Source organism: Bacillus sp. DJP31 (genome assembly GCF_049310945.1).
In the GTDB taxonomy this organism is placed as follows: domain Bacteria; phylum Bacillota; class Bacilli; order Bacillales; family SA4; genus Bacillus_BS.
The window spans coordinates 154288-172872 of the sequence record NZ_JBMERO010000003.1 but is presented as its reverse complement, the minus strand read 5'-3'; the positions used below and the strand labels follow the sequence as shown (position 1 = coordinate 172872).

Here is an 18585-nt window from a genome sequence, read left to right as displayed (position 1 = left end):
AGCAAAAACAAGCATTCCGCTACTGTTTGGATTCTAGCCATGAATCCCATTCCCGTCTACTTTCCCCAACTAAGAATCGTCCATATCCTTCTTTCTGATTAGGATCTAGCAAAGAGAAAGCGTGCCCGCCTAATCCAATTTCGAGTGTTGGGAAATCCTTTTCTAACCGATCAACTAAAAGAAGGGTTTCAGGTACATTTTGGACGAGTGTGCAGGAAAGAAATAAGTATTTCGGCTTAACTTCACTCAGAACGATATCCATATCCTCAGCAATTATACTCCCACCTAAATAGATAACTTCATATCCCTTTTTGCGTAAATAAAGGGTAAAAACAAGTAATCCAAGCTCATGCCATTCATTGGGACCACAAACAGCTAACACCTTAGGTAGAAAAGCACTAATTGGTAAGGTGTGCATAATGTTGCCGATTCTCGAACGGAGAAAGGAGGAAGCGAAGTGTTCATGTGCACTAGTGATTTTTCCTTTTTCCCACAAATCTCCAATTCTTACTAAAACAGTACCAAGTATATCAATGGCTACTTTATCCACTGAAAAAATACTAAAGGCATGATCTAAATAGTCATTCGCTTTATTTTCATCAAAGTGGAGCAAGGCTTCAAGAAGCTTGTCTGTTAAATCTTCATTTTTTTCACCCTCTTCACTCAGTGCGCCTGTGGTTTCTGAGTGCATCCCTCCATTTTCAAAAAGATGGATAGCCTGACTAATGATGAAGCCCTTATTTACCTTTTCGATTAACCATTTTACTATTTTCACATGTTCTTCTGTATATAAACGATGACCTGCTTCATTTCGAACTGGAGCAATGATTTGATACCTTCTCTCCCATGCACGAAGTGTTCCCGCTTGAATACCGAGCATTTGAGAAACAGCCTTAATATTATATTTCCCTTCTGATGATATCATGCTAAAAGCCCCCAATAACCCAATACTGCTATTTATTTATCTGATAGAATTATAGCCTAAACAATTATTTGTGTAAACTTTGTATAGGTTTGTTCTATCAGTTAACATTGGGGTTGGAAATCGTAATGAGATGAGTCTCTGCTGGAGCTCCAAGCCGCAGAGGAAGCATAGTTGTTCCATAGCCATTACTAATAAAAAGCTTTGTACCTTCTGTTTGGATAATTCCACCCCTTTTGTACAATCCCCATGGTCCAAAGCGTATTTGTCCTCCATGTGTATGTCCACTCAAAACTAGTTTTATTTCATGTTCACTTGTAATCTTCTTAACGATCTGGGGATTATGACTAACAAGAATTTTAAAACTATCCTTTTTTGCATCAGATAAGGCCAGGTGAAGCCGATCTCTATTTTTACTTATTTCATCCACACCCATTAATGAGATTTCCTCACCACTCCCAGATTCAAATGAAACGGCTGTATTATCTAAGATTTTGACCCCTTTACTAAGTAACATGGAATCGAGTTGATGGTAGTCTACTTCATAATCATTATTTCCCCAGACAAAGTAGAGCTGACCAATCTCCTTTAACTTTTGAACATTTTCTTCCACCCTTTGAAAGGGTACTCCTTTTTCTAAAAGATCTCCACCAATGATCACTATATCAACATTTCCTTTAATTTCCTCTAACATTTTAGAAGAGATTTCCCTCTTATGTATATCTGATATAAAATAAATGGTGATTTTCCCCATACTCTCAGGAAACTCGTTAAAGGTTAAATCAACATATTGGATGAAATCTCGATGTGCTTCCAAATACATATAAATCAATAATAGGATGAAAGCTATTCCCACTATTACTAAAATAGTCCAAATCAAATGATAACTCCTCCTGTTTCACGTCTACTTACAAGTATCTAACCCTTCTATCTAGAGAAATGATACCATATAAAACTGAAAATATTAAAAAGACAATAGGCCTTGACAAGCTAAAAACGAATATTCCATCAAAATATATGTTTCAAAATAGGATTAGAAACAAAGCAGCACAGATTATTGAGCACGCTTTGCTTATATATAGCTTAATTCAATTCCCCCCGCCTAGACCAGCGAGTTAAAATAAGAAATAAGTAGGCATAGCGAAAACACCCTTTACCTTCATTTATGAGGGTAAAGGGTGTTCCATGAATACTTTTTGTTCTTAATCTTCTGTAATATCTAACACTCTAAATCCAGCACTTTCTAGCTTACTCACAAACTTATCCATGTTATTGTTCTTTTCAACCTTCATGACTATTCTTCTTACAAGTTTATCTGTTTCATCAAAGGTTGTTAAAGAAATAATCTTTTCGTGGTAGTGCTTTGCAATTTCGGCTAACCTGGCAATGCGTCCTTCCGTTTCAACTGACGTAAACGCAATACGCACTCCTGGACGGTTCATCCCAAATGCGCTTTGGAATTGTCCGAGAACGTCTGATCGAGTAACAACCCCTAAGTACTTCAATTCACTATCTACTACCGCAAGCAAAGGCATATCCTTAAGCATGACTAGGGTTTTCTCAAAAATTTCTTCACCTTCTAAATAGACATCCTTGAACGTAGCAATTTGACCAGCCGTCGTTTCGGCCAAGTAGGTTTCTCTATCTTTACTTGTCTCGAAAAAACATTCATAAACATGATAACGTGTTAACATACCAGCATATTTTCCGTCCTGAATCACAGGAACACCATCAATCGAGTGTTCTTCTAGCTTTTTAAGTGCATTTCCAACAGTATCGTTAAAATCTACTGTGAAGCTATTGTAGCTCGGTATCATTGTGCTTTTTACAAACATATACAAACACCCCTTTTTAAATTAGAAAAATGGCAATTAATTTAAAGTACCTAGACTTTTTTAATTCCTTACCATATATATTCAACACTTCTAAAGAAAAACCTTTCAATTTATGAGACGTTTTACAAAAAACACAGATCATATTACTAAATATAGAATGAATGAATTATTTACTGCGGTAAACAATAAAAGTGAATTTAGCTACATGAAAAAAGGAGAAGATAAAATGGGTTGGAGAGATGATCCCTCTTGGAAAGTAGTATATCCAGATCAAAGAATTTTTCTTATGAGAGAACATAACTGGGCTCTTGTAGCTTGGGAGATCGCCTTGAATAAAGGGTGGACTGAAAAAAATGCCACACTATATCAAATCGACCATCACTTTGATGATGCAGCTACAGGTGCTTCAGTACCTGGTCTCATAGAAGCAACTTCTGTCGAAGAACTAGCTTCATTAACTAGTGAAGTGACTGTATATGATGAAAAAATAGGCAAAGATAATTATGTACTTGCTGGATTTGCAAGGGAGAGTATACAAAAAGTTGTCTATGTTTGTCCTAAACATACTTCCCTAAAAGAAAAGGATCCCTTTGATCTTGATCGATGGAAGGATAAGGATGTTCATGACATCTTAAAAGCTATTCCACAAGAAAGGCTAGAAAGATACACAGGGAAACATTTCCTATCTATAGAAGATTTGGAAAAGCATATTACAGACGAAGGTTCGTTACCTTATGCGAATGCTAAGCCTATGATACTTAGTATTGATCTGGACATATTTGTGGAATACGAAGAAACGTCTCAACTAGTCTTAAAAAAAATGAAAGATGAGGGGACCATTCGGAAACAACTCCAATTCCTTAAGAGTGCATCTGATTGGGGTGCAACAGTCGTAGCCATTTCACCTTTTTATCTAGGTGGAGATGAAAATGCCGAATTCTTAGTCAATCTGTTTTTAGAGGAATTCAATTTAAGTAATGTAGAGTCACAGAGTTGGTCACACTTATTTTAGTGAGTCAACTATTTCCCTTATTAAATAAAGTCCTACTCCCAGATGAGATAGGAGTAGGACTTTTGTTATTTATTCTCGTGATAAAGATTTATATCTTTTACTTCTTTCATTTTAGCAAATACTTCATGACGTTTCTCCCAATCAAACGGATATCTCCATTGGAGTGGACTTTTTTGAACTATCTCTTTTCTTAATTCATGATATTCTTTTTCATGCTTTTCTTTTTTTCTTTTATAGTACGCCCCTAGACCAAGTAAGAAAAGCAAGATCACAACTAGAAAATACAATAAACGATCTGTGACAATGGCCGCGAACATCCTGTCCGCCTCAGAAGAGTACGGTGTTAAAATAAATTGGTTGATATAATAAAAGGTAACTAAAAAAAACAGTAGCGATAGCCATGAACAAAAAACTAAGTTTTTCTTATAAAGGTCAAACTTCTTTTTGTGATTAAATACATTTTGTAACATCACCTTTGTCGGCTCATCGGTATGACTTCCAAAGTTTTTAATAAACTGTTCCACCATGTTCCTCCGTTCCATTCATAGACCTTGTCTATTTATATTCAGAGCTCATGCAGCTTAGTCTTTTTTCAAAAAAAAATAGCCCAAATCTATTTTTGGACTATTTCTACTTAGAAGGCTTTATTGGAATTTCCAATCGTTGACCATTTTCAACTTGATTATTATTTAAACCATTCCATTTTTTTAGAATCTCTTCCCCGGATCTACTGCTGTAATACTGCTGAGAAATAGAGTAAAGTGTTTCCCCATCCTTTACCGTGTGAAACACAATATCATACTGCTTCTCGTCAATCTCTGATGAAGAGGCCTCTTGCTCACTATCAGGCTTTATAGCTAAATCTGATGTATTTGTTTCGGAGACAGGTGTATCTTCCTTCTTTTGAGGGGGATCTTGAATATCTGGTTCTTCCACAATCACTTCTTCTGGCTCTTTTTCAATCCCTTTTTTTGGTTCTTGTTTTGTGCCAATCGAGATTTCTTCCCGAGATGATGATTGATTTTGTGACAAGCTATTAGATGCTGGAAGTTGATTGTTTTGGTGATATGTATATCCTAAAATTGCAATGGGAAGTAAAATAAATAACAAGGCAAGTAAACGGACAATCGGGTATTTAAGTTTAATTTTCGTCTTCTTCTTTTCATCCTTTGCATGATGAATGGTTTTGCGTGGTGGTAATGAAAGAACCTCCTTTTCAACTGGTTCATTGTTTTGAATGAGATTCATACGCTCTCTTAGTAGTTTTGCTTGGTCAAACTGATCAATAGAATCAGACATACTTTTCACCTCATCCTCTTTTGCTTATACTCTATCCGTATTTTAACCCCAAATATAAAATCAATGAGGAAGTGTGCAAAAATGGTTACGTATAGATTTTGTGTACTTTCATAAAGCCATCCTAACAAAAAACTAAGGGTCATGACGATGATAAATAATACCCATTTTTTCAAATAGCGTACGTGCAATAAGGTAAATACAATACTTGCAAAGTAAATTCCATAATGAGTTTGAATGACTCCACGAAACAACCATTCCTCAGTAACAGCAATAAGCAAGCTTAAAAAAAAGATATGTAGAATGGAACGCTTCTGAAATACTCGTTCATTAATTCCACCATCATCAAAATAATGTTTAGGCAACACCTTCATTAGCCATAGGTCAACGACAATAACGGCAATTCCCATCATTCCACCATAACTCACGATTTCTACTACGTTGAGATCCCAAATATCCATAAAGCTACGGATATCAAATAAGAAAAAACCAAGTATAGAGGCAATCAGTAACAAAGAGAGCTGAGTTAAATATAGATGAAATAAAACCTCTCGATCTGTCATTTGCTTAATTAGTTCAGACTGATCTTTCATGGTTTTCCACTCTCTTTTAGGAAAATGGCATGTAATTCTTGTTCCCAATTGGTAAGAACATTGTCTTGTAAGGTTTCATTTGTTTTTTCGAATAAACTGTAATCAACCAAACAGATGTCGCAGCATTGTTTTACTGGGTGAACTAGCTGCTCATTAAAGATAGTGAGATAAGCTGACCTTCTACAAGTTGGAGAGTGAATCCACCTTTTCATCTCATCTAGCTTCCCATGCTTATAGGCTAATCTCTCTTGGATAAAAAAGGAGATTTCTTTTTGAGTTTCGGCAACATTCAGGTTCGTTAGTAACCGATCTTGTTGTATCATTCCTCGTATTTCCAACTGATACTTAATAAATCGCCACATTGTGTCATTGATTGTTGAATGGGAGAGAAGCCATTCCTCGTTTATAAGTTGGTCTTCTTGAAAACCATCCTTGAGTAAGGTAAGTAAATGCTCTAACTCATCCTTTGATGGAAACTCCTGTTGGATTAAGGCTTCAGGTAATTCTTGATCAGTTGGAGAATAAAGGAGGATCCCAAGACTGTTTTTCCCGTCTCGTCCTGCTCTTCCAATTTCCTGAATGTACGATTCCATTTGGGATGGTAGATGGAAGTGAATGACATATCTGACATTCGGTTTATTGACCCCCATCCCAAAAGCATTTGTACAACAGATAATTTGTAATTGATTAGCCAAAAATTGTTGTTGGATAAGCATTCGTTGCTCCGATTCCATTCCTCCGTGATAGTAAGCCACACTACCTATACCTTCAGATTTTAAAAATGAACAAATGCTTTCTGCCCATTTTCTACTTGAAAAATAAATCATCCCTGGCCCTTCAAGTCTTTGGACCCATTGCAAAAGCTGATTCTTTTTATCGTTAATAGTCGCAGTCTTTTCAACATTTATTGATATGTTTGGACGATCAATGGAATAGAGGTGATATTTAACTTCTTCTACATGAAGAGATGCGACAATATCCTTGATCACCTTCTCAGTTGCTGTTGCCGTTAATGCTAAACATGGCGGATTTTTAAATTGTTTAATAATGCCACTTAGCTTTAAATAATCAGTTCTAAACTCATGCCCCCATTGCGAAATACAATGGGCCTCGTCCACTACAAATAATGAAATGTTGATTTTGCGGAGTTTATTGATTAGATGGGTGCTTTGAAGCATTTCTGGAGAGACAAAAATGAATTTATATTGATGTAGGGTATCGAAGGTCGAACGCTTCTCCTCAAATGATAGAAAGCTGTTAATAGCGACCACTCTTTTTTCGCCCATTATTTGTAGCTGTTGAACCTGATCCTCCATTAATGATAATAAAGGAGAAACGATAATAACTGTGCCTTCTTTAAGGTAACCTGGCAGAAGATAGCACAATGATTTACCTGCACCCGTTGGAAGCATGGCTACAACATTCTTTCCAAGGACAATGTCAGAAATTATCTCTCTTTGTCCCTCTCTAAACGTTGAAAAACCAAATTTTTCATACAATATTTGTTCAAGTTGCATAAGGAACACCTACTTTTGCTAAAACGAGTCTAATTTCAAAATAACTTGCCGGGACAAGTAAACTTTGTTTAATTAGCTTTAATTGGTTTGTATTTTCCCTTTTTATACACTCACTAATTGATCTAAATAAATCTATATGAACAAATGGAGACACATCAAAATGATCATCAATTAAGGCAATTTCCACAATGTGGTCTTCAATTGTGTTTTTCTTTAATGATCTGTTTTCAGCTATCTCGATGATCGACATTCCATCTTTCAGTAGTTCATACGTTTTCTGTGTAGAGAGTGTCAAAACACTTTGATGGTCCTGTTGATAAGCTAGTTGGCCTAAAAGAGGATATTCTTGTTGACTCTCCTCTAGTAGTGACAATAAGTGATGGAGTGTAGATAAGAAGCATACTCTAACCTCTAATGGATCCATTGCTAAGTGATCGGCAATTTGTTCGTTTGTAAGGCCAACACGTTGATAGCTCGTTAATTTTTGCACGAGAATGGTAGCTTGTCTCTCATCAACAAGCTTTAGAGCAGCCAGTAGTTCTCGGTGTAAAAGCTCTCCGATTTCATCTCGACTAGTAGGTTGCTTTTTTAAAAAGTTCTTAACCCAGTTTAAAGTTTTAGGATCCCTATTTATTGGGATAAACCGTGTTTCATAACGTATCACATTTGACAAACATTGAGTGGTTAACGAGAGCCTGTCCCAAAAAACAGGTGTCGAATTTGCGTATTTCCAGCCATTTAAAGATCCTGGAAAATGGAATTGGGCTAGACTTTTCTCACCCTTAACTGTTAATACATACATATTCTCTCCACTAGATTGAATATCATCTTGAGAACACAATCTAATAATGGCCCGCTCTATGTCTTTCCTTTCCAAAGTTGGCACAACTCCAAACAAATGGGACAACTGAAAAAGTTTTGCATCTTGAATGGTTTGCGAGGATCGCTTCCCTTTAAACAGGTGATATAGAGAGTAAATACTTCTTTCAGCTTTTATTTTGTTTAATCCATATAAAGTAACGAGTATAAGATATTTCATAGGTAAAGATCCCTTTCCTAAGTTCTTACTTCTATTTTAACAGTTTTTAAAAGAAAGTGGTCTAGTTTATAATAAGGTGGCTAGTGTGCAAATATAAGCTAAACCCTTATGTGATAAGCATTCTCAATGATTTTATAGTTGAAAAGTTGGCCAAACAGTTTTACAATAATGAATGAGGAATGCATTTCCATCTAAAAATGTAACCATACAATAAAGGTGGGTCACCAAAAAGCGGTATTCTAGCATAGACTATTTGTGTAATATCATTCAGGAGGTTTTTTATTATGGCAAAGTATACAATCGTTGACAAAGAAACTTGTATCGCGTGTGGAGCATGTGGAGCAGCAGCACCAGACATCTACGACTATGATGATGAAGGTATTGCATTTGTAACACTTGACGATAACCAAGGAATTGTTGAAATTCCAGATGTACTTGAAGAAGATATGATCGACGCTTTCGAAGGCTGTCCAACGGACTCCATCAAAGTTGCGGATGAGCCATTTGACGGAGATGCACTAAAGTTCGAATAGTATTGGATTAAAAATACTTCGAGATATTGAGGGCACTGCTAAAGGGAATGATTTTTAAATCATTCCCTTTTTTGTTTTATGTGTGTAATCCACAAGACACTGACTAATGTAGTCAAAAGTTTTATATTAGAGCCTGTTCAAAAAGGAGGACAAAAAGAGCAAAGAAGTTCAAGGAAGCGAAGTCTTGAGCTTCCTGCACGTATGTTTTGTATACGTGAGGAGCGGAAAGACGAGCTGACAAGAAATTCGAAGCTATTTTTGCCGGAATTTTTGAACATCCTCTATTAGTATCTTTTTATACCAATTAGAAGAAATACCACCTTTTAGGTTCCAACTAGGTTCATCTATGTACACTTATTAACATTTCATCTTTCCTATAATCTGATTATTGACAAACTAAAAAGAAGCATTTGTTTTGCCCGATTTTTAAATGCTACGTTTTTCAATAAGTCCATCCTCTAGATAGTTGAAGAGGTAGTTATCCAGATATTCAGTTGCTACTGCAAATCAAAAAAACTTCATTCCCTAAAATTAAATACATAAATTACCAATGAATTGAATATATTTCAATTTAAGAGTACAAAAGTTCACCTCTACTCCAAACAAATCCTAGTGTATGAGAAATTACCCTTATTTTACTCGTAGTACTTGATTTGGGAATACAGTAGATTCTGATAAATTATTGAGATCTTTTATAATCTCAATTGAAACACCGATCTCATTTGCAATTTCGGGTAAGGTATCTCCACTATTTACAATGTAGATCTTCTCAGAATCTGTTTTCAACTTTAGCTTTTGACCTATGTCGATAGTATCTGATGTGAGCCCATTCCAATCTTTTATGGATTGAATGGATACACCAAACTCCTGTGACAGACCCCAAAGAGTCATGTTCTTCTTCACTTCTACAACCATACTATTTCTCTGGATGTCTGTTTGTTCGCTTGAGTCTATCTTGCTTTCAACCTTACTGGAAGAAACGATAACAGAACTAGCTAATTGTTGTTCGGATTTATTTGAGACGTTCCAGTTTGATAGATCCTGTTCCTCAAACATTTCCTCCAACGCAGCAATTTGTATCTCATTCTTCTTTTCATCCATTTCTACCTGTGCTTTAATTGCCATATCAACAGGCTCTGCCATTCTATGTAGTTCTGCGTAACCATCTATAAGATTGCCACTTTCATCGGTCATTTCTAAATGTAGATGAGGTCCAGTACTTCGTCCTGTGTTCCCGAGTTTCCCGATTACATCACCAGCCATTACATTTTGGCCAATCATTAAGGTGTCTGTTGATCCCCTCATTAAGTGAGCATATCTAGATAAAGTATGATCAGAATGCTGAATCTTAACCGTGTACCCTGCACCTCCATTATTCTTCTCTAACTCCACTACGATTCCGTCCTTGATTACCAGTATAGGATCACCCATATCTGTGTATCCAGCTTTGCTCAGATCAATTCCATGATGAATCTTACTATGACCACTGAAAGGATCTTTTCTAGTACCATACCCTGAAGTTAGTTCATAATTTGCTAAATAATAATAAGCAATACTTGCCGTTTCCTTTTCCAATGGTTCACCATTTGCCGGCCAAACGATTACTTCTGCATCAACCTCTATAGTAGAAGAATTCTCTTCTGCATTCACTATTTTCACACTAAGAAACATGCATGCAATACAAAAGCCCATGATCAATACAATTAAGAGACGTTTCGATAAATCTAGCATGTTTGTCCTCCTCAGGAATTTAATCTTTATTACTTTATGAGGACGGGCAGAAAAGTAGACCAAAAAAATAGAGGCAAAAAGCCTCTAGTTATTAGTTGGTAATTCAATCGGGTTTGGAGCAACAGGAACATCTACCAGTTTAGGTTTCCCATTTTCTATTAAAACAATTCCTCCAATTTGTTCTGGAGTGTTAATAAATGTGACAGTGGTGTAACCGAATTCTTTGGCCGTTAATAAAATGGCTTCGATCATTAATCGATACTTCGGATCATTCTGATCAATAGCCTCTTTTTTCGCGAAGGTGACAGTAACACTAGGACCATTGTAATTTATATATTCAATTTCAATAGGAACTGAGGGTTCTAAACCATATTCAGTCATACGTTCTTGCATTTTCAATAAAGCTTCTTCAAAGCTTTCACTTGGTTCTTTCGATGGAACTAAATAGGTCTTACCATTTTGAGTAGTATAGGTATAGTAGCCTAGTTTCATTTGTGTAGATAATTGAAATGGTCCAAAAAGGCCAATCGGGTCTATAAAGACTTGTTCTCCTTCAGGTGTTTGAAATTCTACCTCTGTATAACCCATCCATCTAAAGGTTTCTATAAAAGAATTCGTGAAAGATCCAATTTGAGCACTTGTACTCCCGGTCGTGTAATTTGAAGGTATAGTAATCATAACTTTTTTACTATCCACTTCTTCGAACACAAGTCCTTCTAACTTATTAGAATATAAGCCTAAATCACCTTCATTAAGATTTCGAATTATATCTTCTAGTAATTCTATCTTTGTTTTTGTCATGTCGTTGGATACTATACTTAATGGAACAACGTTCGAAGCATCTGTATCTGGAATACCAATGGTTACTAATGTCTGACCCTCTCCAACTACTGCCACCATATTGCTGGTGTTAGCCATATCCATGAGAAACATCGAATTTTCTTCAGTACTTTCTTGTGTATTTTGTGATTCTGCGCTATCTTTAAACTCTCCAGCACGTTCCTCTTCTGCTGCAGAAGATGCAAAGTCTTTTTTCATATCACTACTTGATGTGTCAAAAGCACTTTCCTGATATGTTCCACCCCCACCCGACAAGTTCAGGAAAGAAGGACTAATTATAATAAATAGGAGCAAGGCCGCAACAGCTGCAATGCTTGGGAGGATCCATGTCTTTTTCTTCGTGTCACTAATTTGTTCATTTTGCATTCGAGAACTTATTTTTTGAAACAGTTCGTCTGGATCTTGTCTATCTTTGACAGTAGGTAAATGTTGAAGTAACTCTTCAAGTCGCTTATCGCTCCACTCTGATTTTTTCAACTGTACTTCCCTCCTTTACCATTGATTGCTCCATAATATTTTTCAAGTTTTTTAACGCTCTATGTTGTGTTGTTTTTACTTTACTTTCGGTCCAATCTAACGCCTCTGCCGTTTCAGCAATAGATAGTGATTGCATATATCTTAAAATAATGACGGCTCGCTGGTCAACCGAGACTTGATCCAAGCATTGATACATAAGTTTTATCTCATCGTTTTGTAGGGCAACTTCTTCAGGTATGGGATGGTGATCTTTAACTTGCTGAGTGTTCCAATCAAACGTTTCTAGTAGTCTCTGTTTCCAACCCTTTTGCTTACGAAAATGGTCGATTGCCACATGTCTTGCAATTGAGAACAGCCAAGTTTTTTCACTACTCTTCCCTTCAAAGCGTTCGTATGATTTTAGGACTTTTATATATACTTCTTGAACTAAGTCTTCTGCTTGTTCTCGATTTCTCACCATATAAAAAAGAAACTGAAATAAGTCCTGGTGATACTTTTCATAGAGTTCTTGAAACACGGCGTTCATACCTTGCCCTCCCCGTACATTAATGTAGTCGTTATGTATCTAAAAAAAGTTACATTTATCCACTAATTTCTTCATCCAAATTTATTGTAGCATCTACTTGGTTGTTGTTTCTATAAAAATTTTCTATATGTGAAAAAGGTCTTTAACCAAAAAAAAAAGGAGGCCAATCCCCCTTTTTAACTTTGTCTAATCTTATGGAAATGCGAGCCTGTAACTTTCTTAATCGATTCTTCCATTGGGAGATTATAGCTTATTAGAACAGAGGTAGCAGGCCCAGATGATTGAATTAAATTAAGAGTGTCGCTTACTATATCCGTTGTCCATAGGAGTTGATTCCGATCACATAATAACTTCCATTCTTGATAAATACCCTTTGAACCAATCGGCACGATTTCATAGATCCCATTTACAGAAAGCAATTCATGGAAAAGCGACAGTGGAAGCACTAGGTCTTTTCGGGTAAGAACTTCTTCCCCTACTAATGGTACACCAATCACAGCAAACCCCGCAGAATCTGGAGTATAAATTCTCTTCTTTTCTGTTCTACCTAACACGGTAAGACCAAACCCAGATTGATGCAAAGAAAAATTCGACTCACTACTTCCTATTAATGGTAGTGGTGGTAAATTTAGTTCGTTTACGGCTCTATCTACTCCCTGTTTATAGGATGTCCAAGCAGAATCACCTGTGAAATTTTGAATGATAAGCGCAAATGGATCCCCACCAACACTTAAATTTTCCATAAGTGCTACTCTAGCTGTGTAGTAACCCACTATTTCATCCGGAGCCTTTACAAGATCTCCATCCTTTAATCCTATCCCACCTGAACTATCTGTGGTTATGACGAGCTCTGTCTTTTCATCTAATAGATAAAACAGAACATCACGCATAATGTGCACTCTTTTTTAAAAAGTTTTGCAATGGCGTATGTATGAAAACAGCTATTCCTACGTTACATAACGAGCTAAGTAATAATGAGAGAACCAACGGCCAATAAAAAGCAGGACTTATCAAAAAATAAAATGGGATTGGAGCTAGAGCAGAATTACAGATGATAAAGAATCCTAAGCTAAAGATCGGTTTACAAAATTTGAATAATAATCCAAATAAATAGAGTATTCCTGCCATTTCTACTGCTATTAGTGCATGAAACGGTCCAAGTGGTAATCCACCAAAGAACGCTGACAGTAGGTGCCCTAATCCTCCTACTATTGCTCCATATATGGGTCCTAAAATAATGGCTGCAAGCAATGCTGGAGCACTATCCAAGGCAAGACTAGAGATTCCGAGCGGTATTTTGATTCCAGCTCCCACAACAGATAGTGAGAGAAACATCACTAAATAAGCATAAATTCTTGTCTTACTCATCTTTCTCTTTTCTTTTCCCACCTCGAAAGACAATTGCGCTTCTTTCATATTCAACATCCTTTACTCCTTGTCTAACATTTACGACACGTGCTAGGGCAAAGAAATAGTCAGATAAACGGTTTACATATTGTAGAGCGATTTCATTTACGCTTACTTCTTTCGCTAATGAAACAATATGACGTTCTGCTCTTCTTGTAATCGTTCGGGCAATATGAATGGTTGAGGAAGCAGGTGTTCCCCCAGGTAGGATAAACCTTTCAAGTTCAGGTGCCTCAGCGATGTAAGCATCAATTCGTTCTTCAAGGAATGTGACCATATCGTTTGTTACTTTGTAGGGATATTTTCCTGCTACGGTTGATAAATCTCCACCACAATCAAATAATTCATGCTGTATTTTTTCAAGTTCTGCTAAAACATCAGAGAAAACTTTTGGAGAGAGCTGTGTCATGGCTTGACCTACAAACGAATTGAGCTCATCAATCGTGCCATAAGCATGTACTCGAATATCATCCTTCTCCACTCGACCTCCTATTATACTCGTTTGACCCTTGTCACCTGTTCTTGTATAGATCTTCATTATTTTTCCTCCTTTAAGGTTTCTGCTAGTCCACACCAGACTCTTACAACTATGTCTGATTTGCCAGCAATGTCCTGATATACCCAACCAACTACATCTCGCCATAAACGATCTTCTTTGTTCATAGGAACTACGCCTAAGCCTATCTCACAACCGATAATAATTAGTTTATTCGTCTCATTTTGTTTTTCCCAGTTGCGCCACAATACCAGCATATGATTCCAATACTCTCTTGAATACCGATCCAATTGTTCACGAATTAAGTCTTCCATACCCTCAATGACTACAATATCCGCCATTTCAAACTGCTCAACAGAATAATCTTGCTGCCTATAACCATCTATCCATAAATGATTTCCTTTAGTATCCAAAAGTAGCTGTTTTACCCATTTTTGTTTACCTTGAAAGGCACCTCCAGTAACGAGATACACCGTTCATTCCTCCTTAGATGTTCTGTTGTGGTTTCTAATGTGAAGCCTGTTCCGTGAACAACCTCCCATTCCCAGAATTCTCTTTTTAAAGGAGCATAATCTGATAGTATTTTTCGAATCGGACCGCCATGAGTTATAATGACTATTTGATTGACCGTATCAGCTAAAAATAGCCTTGTAGCATGTTGCCAGCCAAGTAATACTCTGTCACTAAAGGTTGAATAATCCTCTCCGTTTGGTATCTGGGTAGTTTTCCAATCTTGTAGCCAGCTTTGATAGTTGACGTCCCCCATCAGTTCCTGGTGTGTCTTTCTTTCCCAGTCTCCAAAATTATTTTCTCTCCAATTGGTAGCGTACTCAATCGGGATCTTTTGATTATGACCAAATAAGATTTCACGTGATTCAGCGCATCTTTTTAAGTCACTGCAGATGATATAATCGGGTTCTAAGCTATGGCTTTTAAATAGATGAAGCTGTTCCCTTCCTTCTACACAAAGGTCGGAATCACTCCATCCAATGAATCTTTTCTCTTGGTTATCCTCTGTTAAGCCGTGACGAAGTAAAGTAATAGCCACAGTACGAACCATAAAAAAGTTTCTCCTCCTTCTAAAAGAGCTCCAAGCGTGTCTCCATTCATTCCACCGAACTGTTTTTTACAGAAAGAATAGAATCCAATCAGAAAAAGGATGGAAGCTACTAATAGGAGTATCGTAACCCCTATTTGGTGTAGGAAGAATCCTATACTAGCAGCGATTACAAGAGTAATAAGTGCTGATACCTTAAATAGATGTGAAGAAACTCCCTTTTGAAAAGCCGCTGCTAAGCCTGTGTCTTTTGCAAGCTTTCCCTTTATTAACATAAAAACAACCATACCTCTTGAAAGAACAGGTATGAGTAATACGGCTGAAAAGGTAAGGGCACGATTTAGCTGGATTAATTCATAGATAAATAGAAACCGAAACCCCAATAAAAACAGCACCGAAAAAACAGCAAAGGATCCCACTCTCGGATCTTCCATAATCTCTAGTCGCTTATCTTGATCGCGATACGAAAAATAGGCATCACTACAATCCATCCAACCGTCTAAATGAAGACCTCCCGAAATAGCTACAAAATAAAAAAGAATCCAGAATGAAACAAATAGAGAACTGAGAGGTGTGATGGTAGTCAAGCTCCAAAGCTGAATCCAACCTATAACTCCAATGATTAGTCCAATTAATGGAAATGTGAGCAAGCACCATTGAATCGTCTTTTTTTCCCATGGTATTTCTTTCTTATAAGGGATAATAGTAAAGAATTGAATACAAAGTAAGAGACCACTTTTCATTTCTTTTAACAAAGGAGTTTCCATTTCATCTCTTTTGGAATTCCATGTGTAACTTGGTAAGCAAGATCTGACATGTATACAATCTCTTGATGAAGATCTCCTAAAAGCTTCATGTAAGTGAAAGTGCCTTTATCTCTTGGAACACCATTCGAGAATAGATCATTTGAAACGATGACTAGTAGTTTTACATGCAGAAGCTTCTTTACGCCATGTACTATTTTTTTATGAGTCGTAACTTTATCTTGAAGTTGATTATCTTGAAAAAGCTCATTAGCTGTTAATATGGTTAAGCAATCAAGTAAAACCGTATCCTTGTCTGTGAAATGGTCCTTTAGTTTGTGAAGGTCTGAAGGTTGTTCCCATGTTATCCATTGATTCCCTCTACTTTTCTGATGGTGTGAAATTCTTGTTTTCATTTCAAAATCTGTTAGACGACTTGTAGCGATATAATGAAGTTTTCCACTTTTAGAGTTACTCTCTACCAAATGCTCTGCAAATGTACTTTTCCCACTTCTCGCTCCACCGGAAACAAAAATTAGCATGATTCTTTCCATCCCTTTAAATGCTGAAGTAATAGATTATTGGACTCATGATCCTTTACAGCTAAACGTATGTATTTCCCGTCCAAGCCTCTGAAATTATAAGTATGCCTAGGAACTATTCCTTTTAATAAAAGATACTGAATGAGTAAATCGATCTTTTCAGGGTTAGTAGGGTCACAGAGCAAATAAAAATTAACACTTGAGTTAGAAACATAGAAGCCTAATGACCTCAGTTCTTGGCTAATTCTATCTCGTTCTTGTTGAATATTCTTCATAATGCTTGCTGGATATTGTGGAATCGACAAGACATCAATTGCTAATTCTTGTGCGAAACGATTCACACTCCACGGTGGAGAAAATCTAGAAATCTCCTTAATGATTAAGGGTGAGGCCACAACATACCCGAGACGAATTCCCGCTAATTTATACATCTTGGTTAGAGAACGTAAAACGATCAGATGTTGATTTGTTTGGGCTAAATGCGCGACAGAACAAGGAACGGAACTAAAATCATAAAAAGCCTCATCAACAATAAGGTAGGTGTCGGCTTCTTTAGCCCATTGTATAATTTCTTTCATCGTGTCTAAGTTTAACACGATTCCAGTAGGGTTATTAGGGTTACAAATAAACACTACATCGACTTCTTCTAAAAATGCACGTATTTGTTCAGTACGAACAATCCAATCGTCATCCCTTGTCAATACTAACTCTTTTATAGTGCATCCGAATAATATAGAAGCTTCTTTATATTCAACAAAGGTCGGCTGGATAATCCCAACCGTCTTCCCACGAAAGTACTGTGCTAATAGGAAAATACATTGTGATGCACCGTTACCGATAAACAGATGATCCCTTGTAATAGCATTTGTAGAACAGATCACTTTATTAAGTTGAGTTATGTTAGGATCCGGATAGTGAGAAATCCATTCTTCAAACTGATCAGAGTAGCTTGAAATAGTGTAAGGAGCTTCAAATGGATTTACGTTTACACTAAAATCATTGATACTTCCAGGCATTTGAACCTTAAATTTTTCAAAAGTATATAAAGGATTTGCCCCATGTGATGGATAAAACATATAGAACACCCCCAAAGATAGCAGACAAAATAAGAAACAGATAAACCGTTCGATTCATAATCGATATAGAAGTAAGAATGTGCTCTTGTTGCAACAATCGGATAGAGACACCCATTTTAGGCCGATTGGAAACTAGCCCAATATATGTATTCATTCCACCAAGCTGAACCCCTAATAAGGCAGCCATTGCTGCTTCCCCCCAGCCACTATTTGGACTTGGATGGTTTCTAGAATCCCTAAAAAGAACTCTAAATGCCTTTCTTATTGGAAGTGCTGAAACATGAAGACTCCCAAGTATCATACATAAACCTGTTAACCGGCTTGGTATTAAGTTCATCCAATCATCCCATTTCGCTGAAGCTCTTCCAAATAACAAATATTTTTCATTTTTATATCCAAGCATGGAATCTAATGTGTTGACTGACCGGTAAAATATAGCTAAAGGGGCGCCACCGATCACGGCATAAAAAATAGGTGCCGTAATCCCATCACTCGTATTTTCCGCAACGGTTTCGACAACTCCACGGACAATTTCTCCCTCGTCAAGGTTCTCAGTATCTCTCCCAACAATCCAACTTAGCTTTTTCCTTGCTGTTTCAACTTCTCCGTCTTTTAATGGCAGGTAAACATCCATAGCCGCTTTGGCTAAGCTATTTTGAGCAATTGTTGTAAAAATAAGAAAAGCCTCAACAATAATGCCTGCCACGATATGAAATTGATAGGAGTAATGGGTGAGTAAAATTGCCATCATAAACGGAACAAGTGTAACGATAAACGCAGTACATGTTCCCTTAAGCACCTTTTGTGAGCCTTTGTTCAAAATTCTATCTAGTTTGCTTATCATCCACCCCATACCTCTAACAGGGTGAGGAAGCCATTGGGGATCACCAAGAAGCTTATCTATACCTATAGCCAGTAATACAGCTGTCAGATGAGCAATCAT

The 18585-nt window shown here is 36.8% G+C and carries 22 protein-coding genes; 2 read left to right on the top strand and 20 right to left on the bottom strand.

Annotated features, from left to right (window positions below; translation table 11 throughout):
• Positions 1–19: 19 nt before the first annotated feature.
• The 3 genes from ACOI1C_RS04905 to ACOI1C_RS04895 all read right to left on the bottom strand — a co-directional run bounded on the left by ACOI1C_RS04905 (position 20) and on the right by ACOI1C_RS04895 (position 2757).
• Complete coding sequence (locus ACOI1C_RS04905; protein ID WP_422508561.1) at positions 20–925, bottom strand: MerR family transcriptional regulator; 906 nt, start codon at positions 923–925, stop codon at positions 20–22.
• Between the two features lie 97 nt (positions 926–1022).
• On the bottom strand, positions 1023–1802 hold the full coding sequence (locus ACOI1C_RS04900; RefSeq protein WP_422508559.1) for a metallophosphoesterase: 780 nt from the start codon (positions 1800–1802) through the stop codon (positions 1023–1025).
• Positions 1803–2124: 322 nt separating this feature from the next.
• Entirely contained in the window at positions 2125–2757 is a 633-nt protein-coding gene (locus ACOI1C_RS04895; RefSeq protein WP_422508557.1) for a CBS domain-containing protein, read from the bottom strand.
• A gap of 226 nt (positions 2758–2983) precedes the next feature.
• Between ACOI1C_RS04895 and ACOI1C_RS04890 the strand changes: the two genes are divergently transcribed.
• Entirely contained in the window at positions 2984–3769 is a 786-nt protein-coding gene (locus ACOI1C_RS04890) for a UPF0489 family protein (protein WP_422508555.1), read from the top strand.
• Between the two features lie 65 nt (positions 3770–3834).
• Here the strand turns inward: ACOI1C_RS04890 and ACOI1C_RS04885 are convergent, their stop codons facing one another.
• The 5 genes from ACOI1C_RS04885 to ACOI1C_RS04865 all read right to left on the bottom strand — a co-directional run bounded on the left by ACOI1C_RS04885 (position 3835) and on the right by ACOI1C_RS04865 (position 8214).
• The gene (locus ACOI1C_RS04885) at positions 3835–4293 is read right to left on the bottom strand and encodes a DUF2663 family protein (RefSeq protein ID WP_422508553.1); all 459 of its coding nucleotides are present in this window, start codon (positions 4291–4293) and stop codon (positions 3835–3837) included.
• Positions 4294–4399: 106 nt separating this feature from the next.
• Entirely contained in the window at positions 4400–5068 is a 669-nt protein-coding gene (locus tag ACOI1C_RS04880) for a LysM peptidoglycan-binding domain-containing protein (protein ID WP_422508551.1), read from the bottom strand.
• A gap of 5 nt (positions 5069–5073) precedes the next feature.
• Positions 5074–5658 carry a CPBP family intramembrane glutamic endopeptidase gene (locus tag ACOI1C_RS04875; protein ID WP_422508550.1) on the bottom strand — a complete coding sequence of 195 codons (585 nt, stop codon included), beginning with the start codon at positions 5656–5658 and terminating at the stop codon, positions 5074–5076.
• Positions 5655–7175 (bottom strand): RecQ family ATP-dependent DNA helicase, encoded by a 1521-nt coding sequence (locus tag ACOI1C_RS04870; RefSeq protein WP_422508548.1) that lies wholly within the window; start codon positions 7173–7175, stop codon positions 5655–5657. The genes ACOI1C_RS04875 and ACOI1C_RS04870 overlap by 4 nt, the downstream gene beginning before the upstream one ends.
• Positions 7165–8214 (bottom strand): helix-turn-helix domain-containing protein, encoded by a 1050-nt coding sequence (locus ACOI1C_RS04865; RefSeq protein WP_422508546.1) that lies wholly within the window; start codon positions 8212–8214, stop codon positions 7165–7167. The genes ACOI1C_RS04870 and ACOI1C_RS04865 overlap by 11 nt, the downstream gene beginning before the upstream one ends.
• A 284-nt stretch (positions 8215–8498) precedes the next feature.
• On the opposite strand from ACOI1C_RS04865, the gene ACOI1C_RS04860 reads away from it, so the two are divergent.
• Complete coding sequence (locus ACOI1C_RS04860) at positions 8499–8747, top strand: ferredoxin (RefSeq protein WP_422508544.1); 249 nt, start codon at positions 8499–8501, stop codon at positions 8745–8747.
• A 630-nt stretch (positions 8748–9377) separates the two neighbouring features.
• On the opposite strand, the gene ACOI1C_RS04855 is transcribed toward ACOI1C_RS04860, so the two are convergent.
• The 12 genes from ACOI1C_RS04855 to cbiB all read right to left on the bottom strand — a co-directional run bounded on the left by ACOI1C_RS04855 (position 9378) and on the right by cbiB (position 18582).
• Positions 9378–10478, bottom strand: coding sequence for a LysM peptidoglycan-binding domain-containing protein (locus ACOI1C_RS04855; RefSeq protein WP_422508542.1), 1101 nt, complete (start codon positions 10476–10478; stop codon positions 9378–9380).
• Positions 10479–10562: 84 nt separating this feature from the next.
• Positions 10563–11795 carry a hypothetical protein gene (locus ACOI1C_RS04850; RefSeq protein WP_422508540.1) on the bottom strand — a complete coding sequence of 411 codons (1233 nt, stop codon included), beginning with the start codon at positions 11793–11795 and terminating at the stop codon, positions 10563–10565.
• A complete protein-coding gene (gene sigX, locus ACOI1C_RS04845; protein ID WP_422508538.1) occupies positions 11770–12321 on the bottom strand; it encodes an RNA polymerase sigma factor SigX in 552 nt (183 codons plus the stop codon). Before sigX ends, ACOI1C_RS04850 begins: the two co-directional genes overlap by 26 nt.
• Positions 12322–12497: 176 nt before the next feature.
• Positions 12498–13211 carry an ATPase gene (locus ACOI1C_RS04840; protein WP_422508537.1) on the bottom strand — a complete coding sequence of 238 codons (714 nt, stop codon included), beginning with the start codon at positions 13209–13211 and terminating at the stop codon, positions 12498–12500.
• Positions 13204–13689: an ECF transporter S component gene (locus ACOI1C_RS04835; RefSeq protein WP_422508535.1), complete on the bottom strand. Its 486-nt coding sequence runs from the start codon at positions 13687–13689 to the stop codon at positions 13204–13206. Before ACOI1C_RS04835 ends, ACOI1C_RS04840 begins: the two co-directional genes overlap by 8 nt.
• Positions 13682–14266 carry a cob(I)yrinic acid a,c-diamide adenosyltransferase gene (locus ACOI1C_RS04830; protein WP_422508533.1) on the bottom strand — a complete coding sequence of 195 codons (585 nt, stop codon included), beginning with the start codon at positions 14264–14266 and terminating at the stop codon, positions 13682–13684. The genes ACOI1C_RS04835 and ACOI1C_RS04830 overlap by 8 nt, the downstream gene beginning before the upstream one ends.
• Complete coding sequence (locus tag ACOI1C_RS04825; protein WP_422508531.1) at positions 14266–14697, bottom strand: bifunctional adenosylcobinamide kinase/adenosylcobinamide-phosphate guanylyltransferase; 432 nt, start codon at positions 14695–14697, stop codon at positions 14266–14268. Before ACOI1C_RS04825 ends, ACOI1C_RS04830 begins: the two co-directional genes overlap by 1 nt.
• Positions 14649–15284 carry a histidine phosphatase family protein gene (locus ACOI1C_RS04820; RefSeq protein WP_422508529.1) on the bottom strand — a complete coding sequence of 212 codons (636 nt, stop codon included), beginning with the start codon at positions 15282–15284 and terminating at the stop codon, positions 14649–14651. The genes ACOI1C_RS04825 and ACOI1C_RS04820 overlap by 49 nt, the downstream gene beginning before the upstream one ends.
• Positions 15242–16048, bottom strand: coding sequence for an adenosylcobinamide-GDP ribazoletransferase (locus tag ACOI1C_RS04815; RefSeq protein WP_422508528.1), 807 nt, complete (start codon positions 16046–16048; stop codon positions 15242–15244). The genes ACOI1C_RS04820 and ACOI1C_RS04815 overlap by 43 nt, the downstream gene beginning before the upstream one ends.
• Entirely contained in the window at positions 16030–16566 is a 537-nt protein-coding gene (locus tag ACOI1C_RS04810; RefSeq protein ID WP_422508526.1) for a bifunctional adenosylcobinamide kinase/adenosylcobinamide-phosphate guanylyltransferase, read from the bottom strand. The genes ACOI1C_RS04815 and ACOI1C_RS04810 overlap by 19 nt, the downstream gene beginning before the upstream one ends.
• On the bottom strand, positions 16560–17642 hold the full coding sequence (locus ACOI1C_RS04805) for a pyridoxal phosphate-dependent aminotransferase (protein WP_422508524.1): 1083 nt from the start codon (positions 17640–17642) through the stop codon (positions 16560–16562). Before ACOI1C_RS04805 ends, ACOI1C_RS04810 begins: the two co-directional genes overlap by 7 nt.
• Positions 17599–18582 (bottom strand): adenosylcobinamide-phosphate synthase CbiB, encoded by a 984-nt coding sequence (gene cbiB, locus ACOI1C_RS04800; protein ID WP_422508773.1) that lies wholly within the window; start codon positions 18580–18582, stop codon positions 17599–17601. Before cbiB ends, ACOI1C_RS04805 begins: the two co-directional genes overlap by 44 nt.
• Positions 18583–18585: the final 3 nt, after the last annotated feature.